This window comes from Rhodanobacter soli (genome assembly GCF_040548735.1).
Classification (GTDB): domain Bacteria; phylum Pseudomonadota; class Gammaproteobacteria; order Xanthomonadales; family Rhodanobacteraceae; genus Rhodanobacter; species Rhodanobacter soli_A.
Window position 1 is genome coordinate 163,264 of the sequence record NZ_JBEPSD010000002.1, and the last position, 15,648, is coordinate 178,911.

16 protein-coding genes and 1 tRNA gene are annotated in these 15,648 nt (G+C 68.2%); 13 read left to right on the plus strand and 4 right to left on the minus strand.

Annotation, left to right across the window (positions count from 1 at the left end):
* Positions 1 to 111: 111 nt before the first annotated feature.
* Entirely contained in the window at positions 112 to 687 is a 576-nt protein-coding gene (locus ABIE04_RS11590; RefSeq protein ID WP_354550203.1) for a glycine cleavage system protein R, read from the minus strand.
* Between the two features lie 127 nt (positions 688 to 814).
* On the opposite strand from ABIE04_RS11590, the gene dapA reads away from it, so the two are divergent.
* Together dapA and ABIE04_RS11600 are read left to right on the plus strand one after the other, a co-directional pair.
* A complete protein-coding gene (gene dapA, locus ABIE04_RS11595; protein ID WP_354550205.1) occupies positions 815 to 1,711 on the plus strand; it encodes a 4-hydroxy-tetrahydrodipicolinate synthase in 897 nt (298 codons plus the stop codon).
* Positions 1,712 to 1,744: 33 nt separating this feature from the next.
* Positions 1,745 to 2,335: a hypothetical protein gene (locus tag ABIE04_RS11600; protein ID WP_354550207.1), complete on the plus strand. Its 591-nt coding sequence runs from the start codon at positions 1,745 to 1,747 to the stop codon at positions 2,333 to 2,335.
* A gap of 68 nt (positions 2,336 to 2,403) precedes the next feature.
* Here the strand turns inward: ABIE04_RS11600 and fdxA are convergent, their stop codons facing one another.
* On the minus strand, positions 2,404 to 2,727 hold the full coding sequence (fdxA, locus tag ABIE04_RS11605; protein WP_056384867.1) for a ferredoxin FdxA: 324 nt from the start codon (positions 2,725 to 2,727) through the stop codon (positions 2,404 to 2,406).
* A gap of 152 nt (positions 2,728 to 2,879) precedes the next feature.
* A tRNA-Glu gene (locus ABIE04_RS11610) sits at positions 2,880 to 2,955 on the minus strand.
* Positions 2,956 to 3,148: 193 nt separating this feature from the next.
* On the opposite strand from ABIE04_RS11610, the gene pcnB reads away from it, so the two are divergent.
* The 5 genes from pcnB (at position 3,149) to panD (ending at position 7,223) form a co-directional block, all read left to right on the plus strand.
* On the plus strand, positions 3,149 to 4,504 hold the full coding sequence (pcnB, locus tag ABIE04_RS11615) for a polynucleotide adenylyltransferase PcnB (RefSeq protein ID WP_354550210.1): 1,356 nt from the start codon (positions 3,149 to 3,151) through the stop codon (positions 4,502 to 4,504).
* Positions 4,501 to 4,980 carry a 2-amino-4-hydroxy-6-hydroxymethyldihydropteridine diphosphokinase gene (gene folK, locus ABIE04_RS11620; RefSeq protein WP_354550212.1) on the plus strand — a complete coding sequence of 160 codons (480 nt, stop codon included), beginning with the start codon at positions 4,501 to 4,503 and terminating at the stop codon, positions 4,978 to 4,980. The genes pcnB and folK overlap by 4 nt, the downstream gene beginning before the upstream one ends.
* A gap of 54 nt (positions 4,981 to 5,034) precedes the next feature.
* Positions 5,035 to 5,865 (plus strand): 3-methyl-2-oxobutanoate hydroxymethyltransferase, encoded by an 831-nt coding sequence (panB, locus tag ABIE04_RS11625; protein ID WP_436410382.1) that lies wholly within the window; start codon positions 5,035 to 5,037, stop codon positions 5,863 to 5,865.
* 19 nt (positions 5,866 to 5,884) lie between these two features.
* Positions 5,885 to 6,730 (plus strand): pantoate--beta-alanine ligase, encoded by an 846-nt coding sequence (gene panC / locus ABIE04_RS11630; protein ID WP_354550214.1) that lies wholly within the window; start codon positions 5,885 to 5,887, stop codon positions 6,728 to 6,730.
* A 100-nt stretch (positions 6,731 to 6,830) separates the two neighbouring features.
* Entirely contained in the window at positions 6,831 to 7,223 is a 393-nt protein-coding gene (gene panD / locus ABIE04_RS11635) for an aspartate 1-decarboxylase (protein ID WP_056384874.1), read from the plus strand.
* Between the two features lie 4 nt (positions 7,224 to 7,227).
* On the opposite strand, the gene queG is transcribed toward panD, so the two are convergent.
* Positions 7,228 to 8,325: a tRNA epoxyqueuosine(34) reductase QueG gene (gene queG / locus ABIE04_RS11640; RefSeq protein WP_354550217.1), complete on the minus strand. Its 1,098-nt coding sequence runs from the start codon at positions 8,323 to 8,325 to the stop codon at positions 7,228 to 7,230.
* Between the two features lie 15 nt (positions 8,326 to 8,340).
* On the opposite strand from queG, the gene ABIE04_RS11645 reads away from it, so the two are divergent.
* The 6 genes from ABIE04_RS11645 (at position 8,341) to ABIE04_RS11670 (ending at position 15,639) form a co-directional block, all read left to right on the plus strand.
* A complete protein-coding gene (locus ABIE04_RS11645) occupies positions 8,341 to 9,840 on the plus strand; it encodes an NAD(P)H-hydrate dehydratase (RefSeq protein ID WP_354550219.1) in 1,500 nt (499 codons plus the stop codon).
* The gene (tsaE, locus tag ABIE04_RS11650; protein ID WP_354550221.1) at positions 9,833 to 10,312 is read left to right on the plus strand and encodes a tRNA (adenosine(37)-N6)-threonylcarbamoyltransferase complex ATPase subunit type 1 TsaE; all 480 of its coding nucleotides are present in this window, start codon (positions 9,833 to 9,835) and stop codon (positions 10,310 to 10,312) included. The genes ABIE04_RS11645 and tsaE overlap by 8 nt, the downstream gene beginning before the upstream one ends.
* Positions 10,313 to 10,475: 163 nt before the next feature.
* Positions 10,476 to 11,948: an N-acetylmuramoyl-L-alanine amidase gene (locus tag ABIE04_RS11655; RefSeq protein WP_354550223.1), complete on the plus strand. Its 1,473-nt coding sequence runs from the start codon at positions 10,476 to 10,478 to the stop codon at positions 11,946 to 11,948.
* Between the two features lie 56 nt (positions 11,949 to 12,004).
* On the plus strand, positions 12,005 to 13,804 hold the full coding sequence (gene mutL, locus ABIE04_RS11660; protein WP_354550225.1) for a DNA mismatch repair endonuclease MutL: 1,800 nt from the start codon (positions 12,005 to 12,007) through the stop codon (positions 13,802 to 13,804).
* A gap of 34 nt (positions 13,805 to 13,838) precedes the next feature.
* Positions 13,839 to 14,747 carry a DUF1684 domain-containing protein gene (locus tag ABIE04_RS11665; RefSeq protein WP_354550227.1) on the plus strand — a complete coding sequence of 303 codons (909 nt, stop codon included), beginning with the start codon at positions 13,839 to 13,841 and terminating at the stop codon, positions 14,745 to 14,747.
* A complete protein-coding gene (locus ABIE04_RS11670) occupies positions 14,731 to 15,639 on the plus strand; it encodes a DUF1684 domain-containing protein (protein ID WP_354550229.1) in 909 nt (302 codons plus the stop codon). The genes ABIE04_RS11665 and ABIE04_RS11670 overlap by 17 nt, the downstream gene beginning before the upstream one ends.
* Positions 15,640 to 15,648: the final 9 nt, after the last annotated feature.

The window sequence follows — 15,648 nt, forward strand, 5'->3', positions numbered from 1 at the left end:
ATGCAACGTCCCTCCGGCAGTTCACGGGCACAGACTAGCGCGGGCGGGGCGGCGGATGACAGTCCTTGTCAGGAGGGCGTGATCGCGCGATGCTCGGGAGACTGCCCGGCCTCAGAATTTGACCGGGTCCATGATCGCGTCGAGGTTCAGGCCGTCGCACAGTTCCAGGAAGTCGTCGCGCAGCGCGGCGATATGGATTTCCGCCGGGATGCCGATGGTGAACTGGGCCTGGAACATCTCCGCCCCGGTCTGCATCGCCTGGTAGCGGGTGGAGTTCAGCTGCTCCACGCTGATCCCGTGCTGGCTGAAGAAATCCACGATGCGCGCCACGATGCCGGGCCGGTCGGCCGCCACCACTTCCACCAGGTAAGGCAGCAGATGCGAGCTGTTCTGGCGCGGGCCGGTACGGTAATGCACCAGCCGCATGCCCTCGTCGCGGGTCAGCTTGGCCAGCGCGGTTTCCAGCTTGGCCAGCGCGTCCCACGCGCCGGTGGCCAGCAGCATCAGCGAAATTTCCGTACCGATGGTGGAGACGCGCGACTCGGACAGGTTGCAGCCGGCGTCGGCGATGCGCTTGGCCAGCGCCAGCAGCGGCGATTTAGTCGTCGGGGTGAGCGCGTGGATCAGCAACTGGTTGTCATTGCCCGCACGCGTGGAAGCGGAAGAGGGGCCGGGAGAAGGTTTCAAGAGGGTCTGCCTGTGGACGTCAGCCCGCGCGGTGCGGAGGCCATGAGACTACTCCGGTCGAGCTTACTTGCCCGCCTCGCGAGGCGGCAAGTAACATGGGCAGCTTGCCTTGTAGCGGAATCGAGTCTTGAACATTCGCGGTAGCATCTGCGCGCTGGCCACGCCGTTCGCGGCGGACGGCGCACTCGACCTGGATGCGTTCGGCCGGCTGCTCGGCCATCAGTTGGCCGGCGGTACCCAGGCACTGGTGGTGGCCGGCTCCACCGGCGAGGCGCACATGCTGGAGCACGACGAGTTCGACCGCCTGCTGGCGTTCGCGCTCGAGCGCGTGGCCGGGCGGGTGCCGGTGATCGCCGGCACCGGCGAGGCCGGTACCGCCAAGACGGTGGCGCTGACCCGCCGCGCCAAGACATTGGGCGCCGATGCGGCGCTGGTGGTGACGCCGTACTACGTGCGCCCGACCCAGGAAGGCCTGCGCCGGCATTTTCTGGAAGTGGCCGAGCACGGTGGCCTGCCGGTGCTGCTGTACAACGTGCCCACCCGCACCGGCTGCGACCTGCTGCCGTCGACCGTGGCCGCGCTGCGCGAGCACCCGGCGATCGTCGGGATCAAGGAAGCGCGCGGCGATCGCGAGCGGATCTCGGCGCTGGCGGAACTTGTGCGCGAAGATTTCGTCTATCTGTCCGGCGATGACGGCAGCGCCGGCGAGGCGATGCTGGCCGGGGCGGCCGGCACCATCTCGGTGGTGGCCAACCTGGTGCCGCAGGCGTTCCGTGCCCTGTGCGATGCGGCTACCGGCGGCGACCAGGCGGCGACGGCGCGTTGCCAGGCCGCCCTGGAGCCGTTGGTGCAGGCGCTCAACTGTGCGCCGAATCCGATCGCGGTCAAGGCCGGTCTGCCCGTACTGGGGCTGGGGTTGGCCGTGCCGAGATTGCCGCTGGTGGAACTGAACGACGGTCCGGATCGCGCCCGATTGCACCAAGCGCTGTCCAGTCTGGCATCCTTGGCGACTGCGGCCGGTTGACGGTTGCCTGACTTACTCACGGAATCCGATTACATGAAGAAAACTTCGCTCCTCGTGGCCCTGCCGGCTGTGGTCCTCAGTGGCCTGCTGCTTTCCGGCTGCGGCGCGTTCCGCTCGCACAAGGCGTGGGATACCGCCGTGCAGGAAGCCCCGCTGGAGATCCCGCCGAGCCTCGACCGGCCGTCGACCAGCGACGCGCTGGTGATTCCGCCGCCGGGTGCGAACCAGCCGACCGCCAATGGCGCCACCGCAAGCGTCGGCTCGGCCGGCGGGCAGATCACCGATGGCTTCGTGCTGGCCGACAGCGTGGACAATGCCTACCGCCGGGTCGGCCAGGTGCTGGAGAGCGGCAGCCTGGGTGAAGTCGCCGGCCATGACGACGCCACGCATAGCTACACGCTGAATGTTTCCGACGCGCTGGCTCAGCAAAAGAAGAAAGGCTTCTTCGGCCGCCTGTTCGGGCGCGATAAGGGCAGCTCCGTGCGTGCTCCGGGCGCCGGCTCGCACCAGGTGCAGATCAGCGTCAACGCCAGCGGCACGGCGGCCAGCGAAATACGCGCCCAAGGCAATGCCGCGGCCGTGGGCAAGGTGATCGACGCGTTGAAGTCGCGCCTGGGCGGCTGACCCCGGACGGCACCACCAAGAAAAACGCCGCCTTCAAGGCGGCGTTCTTTTTTGTCTGGCGAGTGAACTCAGCGCTGCAGCAGCTCGAGCTTGTCCGGCTTGCCTTCCCATGCCTTGGCGTCGGGCAGGGCGTCCTTGCGTTCGGTGATCACCGGCCAGTCCTTCGCCAGTTCGGCGTTCAGCGCCACGAACGCTTCCTGGCCGGCCGGCACGTCGTCTTCCGGATAGATCGCGTTGATCGGGCACTCCGGTTCGCACAGGGTGCAGTCGATACACTCGTCCGGATCGATCACCAGGAAATTGGGGCCTTCGTGGAAGGCGTCGACCGGGCAGACCTCGACACAATCGGTGTACTTGCACTTGATGCAGTTGTCGATGACAACAAAGGTCATGGGCGGCAATTCAGCTGTGTGAGGAACCGGTCGGAGGCTCTCATGAAGAGTGCGGCCATGGATGGCCGCTTCTGATCTGGCCAAGGGCCAGCAACCATAGGCGATCGAGGCCCCTCCAGACAACGGCAATCATGGACGATTGCACAAGCAGATGGTGCTCCCTACGAGACTCGAACTCGTGTTCCCGCCTTGAGAGGGCAGTGTCCTAGGCCACTAGACGAAGGGAGCGTTATCCTGTGAGGCGCGCTAGTATAGCGGAATTGTTTCGCCCGGCAATGCTTGGCACGCATCGGCCTGCACCGTTCGAAGCAGACCCCGCCGGTGCACGCGTCCCGCGTCCCCGCGGGACGGTCCGCGGCCTCGCGCGCCGCGATATATTGCACAACCCAAGGGCAGCTTCGCCCGCAAGGATTCCGACCGCTTGAATCTCGAATCGAGGACCGACGCCACGCCGACGCTGCGGGTCATTCCGCGCGACCAGCACATCATCTCGCGCAAGAACATCAGCAAGGCGGCGTTGCGCGTGCTGTACCGCCTGAACGAAGCCGGCTACACGGCGTACCTGGTGGGTGGCGCGGTACGCGACCTGCTGTTGGGGTTGCGGCCGAAGGACTTCGACGTGGCCACCGACGCCACGCCGGACGAGGTGAAGAAACTGTTCCGCAACTGTCGCCTGATCGGCCGCCGCTTCCGGCTGGCCCATGTGGTGTTCGGCCCGGAGATCATCGAGGTAGCCACCTTCCGCGGCACCGGCGAGGAGGGCGGCGAGGGCGATCGCCACATCATCGACGGCCGCATCGTGCGCGACAATATCTGGGGCACGATCGAGGAAGACGCGGTGCGCCGCGATTTCCGCGTCAACGCGATGTACTACGACATCAGCGACTTCTCCGTGCGCGACTACGTCGGCGGCATGCAGGATCTCGAGGATCGCGTGCTGCGCCTGATCGGCGACCCGGACACCCGCTATCACGAGGACCCGGTGCGCATGCTGCGCGCGGCGCGGCTGGCGGCAAAGCTGGGCATGCACATCGACGCCGCCGCGATGGCGCCGTTCGAGACGCTCGGGCCGCTGCTGGCCGATGCCGCGCCGGCGCGGCTGTTCGACGAGTCGCTGAAAATGTTCCTGGCCGGCAACGGCCTGAAGAGCTTTCGCATGCTGGAGCAGTGCGGCCTGCTGAAATTCCTATTCCCCGCCACCGCGCGCGCGCTCAGGCGCGGCGACGAGGCGCTGCGTGCACTGGTCGAGCGCGGCCTGGCGAATACCGATGCGCGGATCGCCGAGGACAAGTCGGTGACCCCGGCGTTCCTGTTCGCGGTGTTGCTGTGGGGCGAGGTGCGCGACGTGGCGCACCAGCTGATCGGCCGGGGTGTCGAAGGCAACGAGGCGTGGGCGCGCGCCGCCGGCCAGGTGGTCGGTGAGCAGTGCCAGCGGGTCGCGATCCCACGCCGGTTCACCTTCACCATGGAGGAGATCTGGTCGCTGCAGCCGCGTTTCGAGCAGATCCAGCGCAAGCGGGTGTTCCGCCTGATGGCGCATCCGCGCTTTCGTGCCGCGTTCGACTTCCTGCTGCTGCGCGCCGGCGAGTCGCCGGCGATGCGCGAACTGGGCGAATGGTGGGCGCATGCGCAACAGCTGCCGCAAGACGTGCTGGCGGCCGCGCTGCCGGCCGGTGGCGGCAGTACCGGTGATTACGTGGCGGCCCCGGTAGCCGCCAAGCCGCCGCGTCCGCGCCGTCGGCGACGCCGGCCGGGCGACAAATCAGGTTCCGCGTGACCCTGGCTTACGTCGCGCTGGGCAGCAATCTCGGCGATCCGCGGCAACAGTTGCTCGACGCCATGGCGGCGCTGGCGAACCTGCCCGATACCCGCCTGCTGCAGCGTTCGCGGCTGTATCGCACGCCGCCGTGGGGCATGCTGGAGCAGCCGCCGTTCATCAACGCCGCGGTGGAACTGGATACCGCGCTGTCGCCGCACGCCTTGCTGGACGCCATGCTGGCGATCGAGCAGCGCGCCGGCCGCGTGCGCGCCGAACGCAATGGGCCGCGCACCCTGGACCTGGACCTGCTGCACGTCGACGGCGTGCAGTTGGACGATCCGCAACTGACCCTGCCGCACCCGCGCATGGCTGAACGCGCGTTCGTGCTGTTGCCCTTGCACGACATTGCGCCCACGCTTCGGTTGCCCGGGCAGGCTACGGTGGCGGAACTGCTCGCCCGCCTCGATCTGGCCGGCTGCGAACGCGTGGCTTGAGCCATCACCGTGGCGCGCCGGATAATCGGCGGCCACCCCATCCCAGGAATTGCCGTGTACGTGCAGAACGCCAGTGTCCCCGACCGCAAGCCGGTGACCGTGCCAGGCCTGCTTGCGATGAAGGCGCAGGGACGGCGCATCGTGATGCTCACCGCCTACGACGCCAGCTTCGCCTGGCAGCTGGAGGCGGCCGGTGTCGATGTGGCGCTGGTCGGCGATTCGCTCGGCATGGTGGTACAGGGGCACGGCAGCACGCTGCCGGTGACGCTGGAGCACATGGTCTATCACACCGCCGCGGTGGCGCGCGGACTGTCGGCGACCCTGCTGGTGGCCGACCTGCCGTTCATGGCCGACCGCGACGTGGCGCATGCATTGGAGGCCGCTGCGCGGCTGGTCGGCGAAGCCGGCGCGGCGATGGTGAAGATCGAGGGCGCCGCACCGCATATCCTCGAAGTGATCGCGGCGCTGAACGAGCGCGCGATCCCGGTCTGCGCGCACCTGGGGCTCACCCCGCAGTCGGTGCACAAGTTCGGCGGTTTCCGCATCCAGGGCCGCGAGCAGGCGGCGGCCGACCGCGTGCTGGCCGAGGCACTGGCGGTGCAGTCGGCCGGGGCGGACCTGCTGGTGATGGAGGGCGTGCCGGTGGAGCTTGGCCAGCGGGTGACCGCGGCGCTGACGATACCGGTGATCGGCATCGGTGCAGGGCCGCATTGCGATGGCCAGGTGCTGGTGATCCACGACATGCTCGGCATCACCCCGGGCAAGCGGCCGAAGTTCAGCAAGGATTTCCTGATCGGGCGCGATTCTGTCGCCGCGGCGATCGCCGCCTATGCCGAGGACGTGCGCAGCGGCGCGTTCCCGGCTCCCGAGCATTGTTTCAACTGACCTGGCGAGTCGACGTCCCATGCAGACCGTACAAGACGTCCCGGCATTGCGTGCCGCTATCCGCGGCTGGCGCACGCAGGGCCAGACCGTGGGCTTCGTGCCGACCATGGGCAACCTGCACGCGGGTCACCAGTCGCTGATCAGGCTGGCGCGAGCGCGCACCGAAAAGGTGGTCGCCAGCGTGTTCGTCAACCCCACCCAGTTCGGCCCGAACGAGGATTACGACCGCTACCCGCGCACCCTGGCACAGGATCAGGCGGCGCTGGCCGAACAGGATTGCGACCTGCTGTTCGCGCCGGACGTGGCCACGATGTACCCGTTCGGTCCCGAACACAGCGTCAGCGTGCGCGTGCCGCGGATCACCGATACGCTGGAGGGCGCGCACCGGCCGGGGCATTTCGACGGCATGGCCACCGTGGTGTGCAAGCTGTTCAACCTGGTGCAGCCGGACGTGGCGGTGTTCGGCCAGAAGGATTTCCAGCAGTTGAAGGTGGTCGAGCGGATGGTGCGCGACCTGGGGCTGCCGGTGAAGGTGGTGGCGGCGCCGATCCTGCGCGCCGACGACGGCCTGGCGCTGAGTTCGCGCAACCAGTACCTGAGCGCGGAGGAGCGCGCACGCGCGCCGCTGATCCACGACACCTTGCAGAAGATGCGCGAACTGCTGGCGCAAGGGCATCCGTGGCAAGCCATCGAGCAGACCGCCGCCGCGCGCCTCGAGCGGGCGGGCTTCGTACCCGATTACGTGGCGATACGCCGCGCCGAGGACCTGGCCGAACCGGCCGAAGGCGAGCACGAGGGGCTGGTGGCGCTGGTCGCGGCCCGCCTGGGCAACACCCGCCTGATCGACAACTTGCTGTTCGACTGAGCTGCCCGCATATCGGGGGCGTTGCCGCTGATGTTGCGGTGCAACGTCATCGGTTCGATAATTGCCGACTTTGCAGGATGTCCCTGCTGGAAAGAATGTCATGCACCTGAACATGCTCAAGGCCAAGATCCACCGCGCCACGGTGACCCACGCCGAGCTGCATTACGAGGGCTCGATCGCGATCGACGGTCTGTTGCTGGATGCCTCGGGCATCCGCGAGTACGAGCAGATCCACGCCTGGAACGTCAACAGCGGCCAGCGCTTCGTCACCTACGCGCTGCGCGCCGAGGAAGGCTCGGGCATCATCTCGGTCAACGGCAGCGCTGCACGCAGCGCGCAAGCGGGCGATGTCGTCATCATCGCGGCCTTCGTGCAGTTGAGCGAGGCGGAACTGGAGCAGTACCAGCCCACCTGCGTCTACATCGCGCCGGGTCCGGGCAACCGCATCAGCCACACCAACCGCTCCATCCCCAAGCAGATGGCCGCGGCCTGAGTCCTCAGCCCTGCTGCTTCGCCAGCGCCCACGCCACGTGCTCGCGCACGACCGCCGACGGGTGATCGGCGCGGGCGTTGAGCGCCTCGATCGCTGCCGCTGACTTCGGCGCATTGCCTAGCGCCACCGCGATGTTGCGCAGCCAGCCCTCGTAGCCGGCACGGCGGATCGCCATGCCTTCGGTGCGCTTGAGGAACTCGTCCTCGCTCCACGCGAACAGCTCGACCAGCTTCGCACCGTCGAGGCTGTGCCGCGGCGCGAAATCCGGCTCGGCAGTGGCCTGCGCGAACTTGTTCCACGGGCACACCAGCTGGCAGTCGTCGCAGCCGAAGATGCGGTTGCCCATCGGCGTGCGCAGTTCTTCCGGGATGCTGCCTTTCAGCTCGATCGTGAGGTACGAGATGCAGCGCTTCGCGTCGAGCCGATACGGCCCCAGGATCGCCTGGGTCGGGCACACCTCGATGCAGCGCGCGCAACTGCCGCAGTGCGCGCTGGCCGGTGCGTCGACCGGCAGCGGCAGGTCGGTGTACAGCTCGCCGAGGAAGAAGTACGAGCCGGCGTGGCGGTTGATCAAGACCGTGTGCTTGCCGATCCAGCCCAGCCCCGCGTTGCGCGCCAGCGCCTTCTCCAGCACCGGCGCGGAGTCCACGTAGGCGCGATAGCCGAAATCGCCGACCACGCCGTGGATGCGCTCGGCCAGCTTCTGCAAACGGTTGCGCATCAGCTTGTGGTAGTCGCGCCCCAGCGCATAACGCGACACGTAGCCGGCTTCGGTGTCGCCCAGCACGTCCCAGGCGTTCGCGGTGCCGGGCGGAATGTAGTCCATGCGCACCGAGATCACCCGTTGCGTGCCCGGCTCCAGTTCGGCCGGGCGGGTGCGTTTGGTGCCATGCCGGGCCATGTACTCCATCTCGCCGTGATGGCCGTCGGCAAGCCAGCGCTGCAGGTGCTGCTCGTCTTCGCCCAGGTCGGTGCCGCTGATGCCGGCGTCGGCGAAGCCCAGTTCGATCGCCCAGCGCTTGATGTCGCGCGCGAGCACGGTGTAATCGGGTGAACCGGACGGGGTGATGCTGGACATCCGCCTATTGTAGATGCGGCCCATGCCTATAATCCGCGCATGCCTGCCCACCCGTACAGCCGCAATCTGCATACCGTCGAACAGTTGCGCGTGATGGAGCGCGCGGCGCTGTCGGCGCTGGGCATTTCCGGCCCCGAACTGATGCGTCGCGCGGCCAGTGCCGCACTGAACAGCTTGCGCCGGCACTGGCCGCAACTGCAGCAGGTCTGCATTCACTGCGGCCCCGGCAACAACGGCGGCGACGGTTTCCTGCTCGGCGTGCTGGCACGCGAGGCAGGCCTGCAGGTCGAGTTGGTGGCGCTGACGGCGGCCTCGCACGGCGACGCCGCGGCGGCACGCGTGGCGTGGGAAGCAGGCGGTGGCCGGGTGCGCTTGTGGGACGCGCAAGCGACGCTGCCCGAAGCCGAGTTGCACGTCGATGCGTTGTACGGCATCGGTCTCAACCGCGCGCCCGAGCCGGTGCCGGCCCGGCTGATCGGAGCGATCAACCGCAGCGGCCGGCCGGTGCTGGCGCTGGACGTGCCCAGCGGTCTGGATACCGACACCGGCCACTGTCCCGGCACGGCGATCCGCGCGGATGTCACGGTGACCTTCATCGCCGGCAAGCGCGGATTGCACACCGGACGTGCTGTCGATCAGGTTGGCGTGCTCGAACTGGCGACCCTGGGCGTGCCGGACGGCGTCTATGTCGACACGCTGCCCGACGCGCGCTTGCTGGTTGCCGAGGCGTTGCCGCCGCGCGCGCGCTACGCGAACAAGGGCAACTACGGCCACGTGCTGGTGATCGGCGGCGAGCAGGGCATGGCCGGCGCGGCGCGCCTGGCCGGCGAGTCGGCGCTGCGTGCCGGCGCCGGCCTGGTCAGCGTGGCGACGCGCGCCGGACACGTGTACGCACTGAACACCGCGCGGCCGGAACTGATGGCGCATGGCGTCGACGGGCCGCAGGCGCTGGCGCCGCTGCTGGAGCGGGCCAGCGTTCTGGCGCTGGGGCCGGGCCTGGGCCAAGCCGCCTGGGGCCATGCGTTGTGGCTGACCGCACTGGACGCGGACAAACCGCTGGTGCTCGATGCCGACGGCCTGAACCTGCTGGCAGTTGAGCCACGCCGGTTTGGGGCACCGACCGTGCTGACACCGCACCCGGGCGAGGCGGCGCGGCTGCTCGGGGTGGCCACCGCCGCTGTCGAGGAGAATCGTTTCGCCGCGGTGCGCGAACTGGCCCGGCGTTACGCCGCGGTCGTCGTGCTGAAGGGCGCCGGCAGCCTTATCGCCGATCCGGATGGACGTCTGGACGTCTGTCCGTGGGGCAATCCCGGGATGGCGACCGGCGGCATGGGCGACTTGCTCACCGGCATCGTGGCGGCCTTGCTGGCGCAGGGTTGCAGCGCATGGCAGGCCGCCTGCCTCGGCGTCGGATTGCATGCGCGGGCAGGTGATCGCGCCGCCCAGCAGGGCGAGCGCGGGTTGCTGGCCAGCGACCTGCTGGCTCCCTTGCGGGCGCTGGGCAACGGCATGACGGGTTACGAATGTGAACATGACTGAGCCGGCCGATATCGATCTGGCGTGGGCGCTGCCCGACGAAGCCGCCACCGCGGCGCTGGCTGCGCGCGTGGCCCGCGCCTTGGACGACGGCCTGGTGCTGTACCTGCATGGCCCGCTGGGCGCCGGCAAGACCAGTTTCGCGCGCGCCCTGCTGACCGCGCTGGGCGTGGGCGAGCGGGTCAAGAGCCCCACCTACAGCCTGGTCGAGGGCTATATGGCGCGGGACCGGCCGGCCTGGCATCTGGACCTCTACCGGATCGCCGATCCCGGCGAACTGGAGTGGCTGGGCCTGGACGCGCTGGCCGATCCGGCGGCGCTGGTGCTGGTGGAGTGGCCCGAGCGCGGCGCCGGCGCGCTGCCGGCAGCGGATATCGAACTGCAGCTGGACTATGCCGGCCAAGGCCGCCGGGCGTCGCTGCATGCGTTCACCGCACGGGGTGAGCGGCTGCAGGCACGGCTGGCTAAGTACTGACTCTTCTTGAAAAAATACGATCCGGTGATTCTGGCAAGGATCTGTTCGGAATGTGCGACTTGCGGTCCATAACTTGACGCAGCCTGATGAATGGTGCGCAGGTTATGGATATTCAAAGGAAAAACTCTTGCATTCCGCACATCGCTGCGTTTCAATGCGGCTCATGAGGGGTTACCTGAACAACTGGGGTGGGTGGGTTGTCGTCGCGATTCTGGCGGCGATGCCGCTGTGTGCGGCACAGGCGGCGGAATTGAAGGGCGCGCGGGTCTGGGCCGGCCCCGAATACACCCGCGTGGTGCTCGACGCCTCCGGCCCGCTGCGCTACACGATCAGCCAGAAGGATGGTCAGGTCGTGGTCGACTTGCCGGGTAGCCGCACGACCAGCAGTTTTTCCAGTCCATCCGCGCAAGGCCTGTACCGCGGCATGAGCCACGCCCGGATCGGCGACGGCATGCAGCTGACCGCGAAGGTCGCTCCGGCCAGCCGCCTGAAAAGTTTCGTGCTGAAGCCGGCCAGCGGCACGGACTACCGGCTGGTGCTGGACCTGTATCCCGCCAGCGCCAGCATCGCTACGGCCGCGCCGGCCGAGGCCGCACCTGCGCCTGTCGTCCAGGCACCCGCGGCGGTTCCGTCGTACAGCAACCCCACGCACAGCCGCCGGGTGGCAGCCGAGCAGGCGGCGGCGATGCTCAACGGCCAGCGCCAGGTGGTGGTGGCGATCGACGCCGGCCACGGCGGCAAGGACCAAGGTGCGCACGGCCCCGGCGGCACCCTGGAAAAGAACGTCACGCTGGCGGTGGCCCGCGATCTGGCGGCGCAGATCAATCGCCAGCCCGGCATGAAGGCGGTACTGACCCGCGACAGCGATTTCTACATCCCGCTGAAGCAGCGTTACCAGATTGCCCGCGAGCACAACGCCGACCTGTTCGTCTCGATCCACGCCGATGCCTTCACCAGCGACGACGCCCGCGGCTCGTCGGTGTGGGTGCTGTCGCCGCGCGGCAAGACCAGCGAGGCCGCGCGCTGGCTGGCCGATCGTGAAAACCGCGCCGACCTGATCGGTGGGACCACGCTCGACGACAAGGACGACAGCCTGGCCAAGGTCCTGCTGGACCTGCAGCAGGGCTGGGCGATGCAGGCCAGCGATGTGGTCGCCGGCAACGTGCTCAAGGCGCTGGCCCAGCTGGGTCCGACCCATCGCGGCTACGTCGAGCGCGCGAACTTCGTGGTGCTGCGTTCGCCGGACGTGCCGTCGATCCTGGTCGAGACCGCATTCATCAGCAATCCGGCCGAAGAGCGCAGGCTGCGCGATCCCGCGCACCAGAAGAAGCTCGCCGAAGCGGTGATGGGCGGCGTGCGCAATTATTTCGAATCCACGCCGCCGCCCGGTACCTGGTTTGCCGCCGAGGCTGCGCGTCGCAACGGCGTCCAGCTGGCATCCAGTTCGGATTCCGGCGCCGGCAAGGCGGTCGCTACGGGGACACCTGCGCGCGACGTGCACAAGGTCGGCCGTGGCGAAAGCCTGAGCAGCATCGCGCGGCAGTACGGCGTGAGCGTCGGTGCACTGAAGAACGCGAACCAGATCAACAGCAACACGGTCCGTGCCGGTACGACGCTGACCATCCCAGCCGGTTGACCCTGGCTGGTTCGCGCGCCGACGGCTTCGCGCGCGTTCGCTGCTAAAGTTCGCGGATGACCGTCATCCGCCTGCTTCCCCCCGAACTCATCAACCAGATCGCTGCCGGCGAAGTCATCGAGCGCCCGTCCTCGGTGGTCAAGGAACTGGTCGAAAACAGCCTCGATGCGGGCGCCACGCGCATCGAAGTGGATATCGAGGCCGGCGGCGCGCGCCTTATCCGCGTGCGCGACGACGGCGGCGGCATCCATGTCGACGAGCTGCCGTTGGCGGTGGCCTCGCACGCCACCAGCAAGATCGGCAGTTTCGACGACCTGGAGCACGTCGCCAGCATGGGCTTCCGCGGCGAGGCGCTGGCGTCGGTATCGTCGGTGGCGCGCTTTGCCCTGACCTCGCGCGTGCGTGACCAGGACGCCGCGTTCCGCATCGAGGTCGACGGCGGCAAACTGCAGGCGGCGCGTCCGGCGCAGCATCCGCAGGGCACCAGCGTCGAGGTGCGCGACCTGTTCTACAACGTGCCGGCGCGCAAGAAGTTCATGCGCGCCGAGCGCACCGAATTCGCGCACATCGACGACCTGCTGAAATCGCTGGCGCTGGCGCGCGGCTCGGTCGAGTTCCGACTCAGCCACAACGGCAAGCCGGTGCGCATCTGGAAGGCCGCACGCGACGAGCAGGCGCAGTTGCAGCGGGTGGCGGAAGTACTTGGCGACGAGTTTCCGGCGCAGAGCCTGCGCGTCGACCACACCGCGGCCGGCCTGCACCTGTCCGGCTGGGTCGGCCTGCCGACCGCATCGCGCGCGCAGGCCGATTCGCAGTATTTCTACGTCAACGGGCGGCTGGTGCGCGACCGCATCGTCGCCCACGCGGTGCGTCAGGCGTATGCCGACGTGCTGTTCCACGGCCGCCACGCCGTATTCGTGCTGTACCTGGAACTCGATCCGGCAGGCGTCGACGTGAACGTGCATCCGGCCAAGCATGAAGTGCGTTTCCGCGAACAGCGGCTGGTGCATGACTTCCTGTTCCGCACCTTGCACGAGGCGCTGGCGCAGACGCGCGCGGGACTGGGCACACTGCCGGCGACCGAGCCGATGCCGGTGGCCAGTTACGCGTATGCGTCGCCTGCTCCGGTGGCCTGGCCCAGTCCGTCCAGCCAGAGCCGGCTGAGCCTGGGCACGCGCGAGGAACCGCTGGCCGATTACGCCGCCTTGCTCGGTGCCTCGCCATCCATCGCCAGTGCACCCGCGCCGGTGCGGGAAGCGGCGGAAGGCGAGGCACCGCCGCTCGGTTTCGCGATCGCCCAGCTGAAGAACATCTTCGTGCTGGCCGAGAATGCGCACGGCATGGTGCTGGTCGACATGCACGCGGCGCACGAGCGGATCACCTATGAAAAGCTGAAGTCCGGCCGCGTCACCAGCAACCTGCGCTCGCAGGTGCTGCTGGTACCGCTTTCCGTCGCGGTCAGCGCGAAGGAAGCCGCCGCCGCCGAGGAACATGCCGAGGCGTTGGCCGAATGGGGGCTGGAGCTGTCGCGCAGCGGCCCGGCGACGATCGTGGTACGGCGCATTCCCGCGCTGCTGGAAGGCGCCGACGTGGGCCAGCTCAGCCGTGACGTGTTGTCCGAACTGGCCCAGCACGGCAGCTCGCGTCGCCTGCTGGAGCTGGAGAACGAACTGCTCTCGACGATGGCCTGCCACGGCTCGGTGCGTGCGGGCCGACGCCTGACGATTCCCGAGATGAATGCGTTGCTGCGCGAGATGGAGGCGACCGAACGCTCCGGACAGTGCAATCATGGGCGTCCGACCTGGGTCCAGCTGAGCCTGGCCGAGCTCGACAAGTTGTTCATGCGCGGCCGTTGACGCGCCTTCAAGAAACGTTTCGCTGGAGATATTGATGATACGTACCAGCCTGTTTGTTGCCGCCGCCATCCTGGGAGTCGCTACCGTGCAAGCCGCCGACATCGATAGTTACAAGCACAGCATCGAGCAGTGGCAGGCCGGCCGGGTCGAACGGCTGACCGCGCCGGACGGCTGGCTGAGCCTGATCGGGCTGGAATGGCTGAAGGACGGTACGAACCGTGTCGGCAGCGCGGCCGACAACGACATCGTGCTGAGCGCCGGCCCCGCGCATCTGGGCGTGGTCACGCTGGCCCAGGACGGCAGCATGCGCATCGTGCTGGACAAGGACAGCGGCGCCACGATCGACGGCAAGGCCGTGACGGAAGCCGCGCTGGTGGACGACCTGCACGCCGGCGCGGACGCGGCGCCGACCAAGGTGGCTTTCGGCAGCGCGAGCTTCTACGTGATCGACCGCGACGGCCGCAAGGGACTGCGGGTGAAGGACACGCAGGCGCCGACGCGCCAGCATTTCCTCGGCATCGACACGTTCCCGATCGACCCGTCGTGGCGGATCGAGGCGACCTGGGTGCCGGCGCAGCCGGGCGAGACGCTGGAGATGGGTTCGGTGATCGGCACCATCGACAAGTACCCGGTGCCGGGCAAGCTGGAGTTCACCCGCGACGGCAAGCACTTCGAGATCCTGCCGGTGATCGAGGTGCCCGGCGACGCGCAGTACTTCATCGTGTTCGCCGACCGCACCAGCGGCAAGGAGACCTACGGCGCCGCGCGTTTCCTGTACATCGACCCGCCGAAAGACGGCAAGGTCGTGCTGGACTTCAACAAGGCGTACAACCCGCCGTGCGCATTCACCCCGTTCGCCACCTGCCCGCTGGCGCCGCCGGAAAACCGGCTGGACCTGCGCGTCACTGCCGGCGAGAAGAACTACCGTGGCTCGAATCACTGAGTGGTGCGCGGTCGCCGCGCTGATGTTGCTGCTTCCGTTTTCCACGCCGGCCGCGACACCGGAGCATTACGCCGCTGCGGTGGCCAGGGCGCGCATCGAGCGCGTCGAGCAGCTGAAGCAAGTGGACGGCTATCTGGCGCTCACCGCCTCGGGCTGGCTGCAACCCGGCGCGAACAGCGTGGGCAGCGCGGCAGACAATCGCTTCGAGGTTCCCGGCGCACCCGCGCACTTGGGCACGCTGCAGCTGGCGGCGGACGGACAGGTCAGCCTGCACCTGGCGGAAACCCGCGGGATCACGGTCGACCGCCAGCCAGCGGCAGCCGTCAACGTGTTGCGTACGCAAGGCCCTGACGGCAAGCAGCAGCCGACCCATGTGGGCTTCGGCAGCAGCTACCTGTACGTGATCGAGAACGGCACGCAGCGCGGCCTGCGGGCGAAGAACAATGCCGCGCCGTTGCGCACGCATTTCCCCGGCTTCGACTATTTCCCGATCGACCCGTCATTTCGGATCGAGGCGGACTGGGTACCGTTCCCCGCGCCGCACATGCTGAAGATCGCCTACGTCACCGGTACCGTGAGCGATACGCCGATCGCGGGCAAGGCGGTGTTCCGGCGCGACGGCCACACTTACGAGTTGTTGCCGATCGACGAGGACGGCCGGCTGTTCTTCGTGTTCAGCGACCGCACGGCCGGGAAGCTGACCTACGGCGGCGCGCGCTTCCTGTACGCCGCGGCGCCGAAGAACGGCAAGGTGCTGCTGGACTTCAACCTGGCCGAAAACCCGCCATGCGCGATCACCCCGCATGTGGTCTGCCCGCTGGCGCCGCCGGAAAATCGGTTGAAGCTGCCGGTGACCGCGGGCGAGATGAAGTTTCTTGGCGGTGGGCACTGAGCCGCCGCG

Coding starts and splice junctions, on each gene's coding strand:
- ABIE04_RS11600 (WP_354550207.1), top strand. CDS start 1,745: ATGAAGAAAACTTCGCTCCTCGTGGCCCTGCCGGCTGTGGTCCTCAGT.
- mutL (WP_354550225.1), top strand. CDS start 12,005: ATGACCGTCATCCGCCTGCTTCCCCCCGAACTCATCAACCAGATCGCT.
- ABIE04_RS11665 (WP_354550227.1), top strand. CDS start 13,839: ATGATACGTACCAGCCTGTTTGTTGCCGCCGCCATCCTGGGAGTCGCT.
- tsaE (WP_354550221.1), top strand. CDS start 9,833: ATGACTGAGCCGGCCGATATCGATCTGGCGTGGGCGCTGCCCGACGAA.
- fdxA (WP_056384867.1), bottom strand. CDS start 2,727: ATGACCTTTGTTGTCATCGACAACTGCATCAAGTGCAAGTACACCGAT.
- queG (WP_354550217.1), bottom strand. CDS start 8,325: ATGGGCCGCATCTACAATAGGCGGATGTCCAGCATCACCCCGTCCGGT.
- panD (WP_056384874.1), top strand. CDS start 6,831: ATGCACCTGAACATGCTCAAGGCCAAGATCCACCGCGCCACGGTGACC.
- ABIE04_RS11645 (WP_354550219.1), top strand. CDS start 8,341: ATGCCTGCCCACCCGTACAGCCGCAATCTGCATACCGTCGAACAGTTG.
- ABIE04_RS11655 (WP_354550223.1), top strand. CDS start 10,476: ATGAGGGGTTACCTGAACAACTGGGGTGGGTGGGTTGTCGTCGCGATT.
- panC (WP_354550214.1), top strand. CDS start 5,885: ATGCAGACCGTACAAGACGTCCCGGCATTGCGTGCCGCTATCCGCGGC.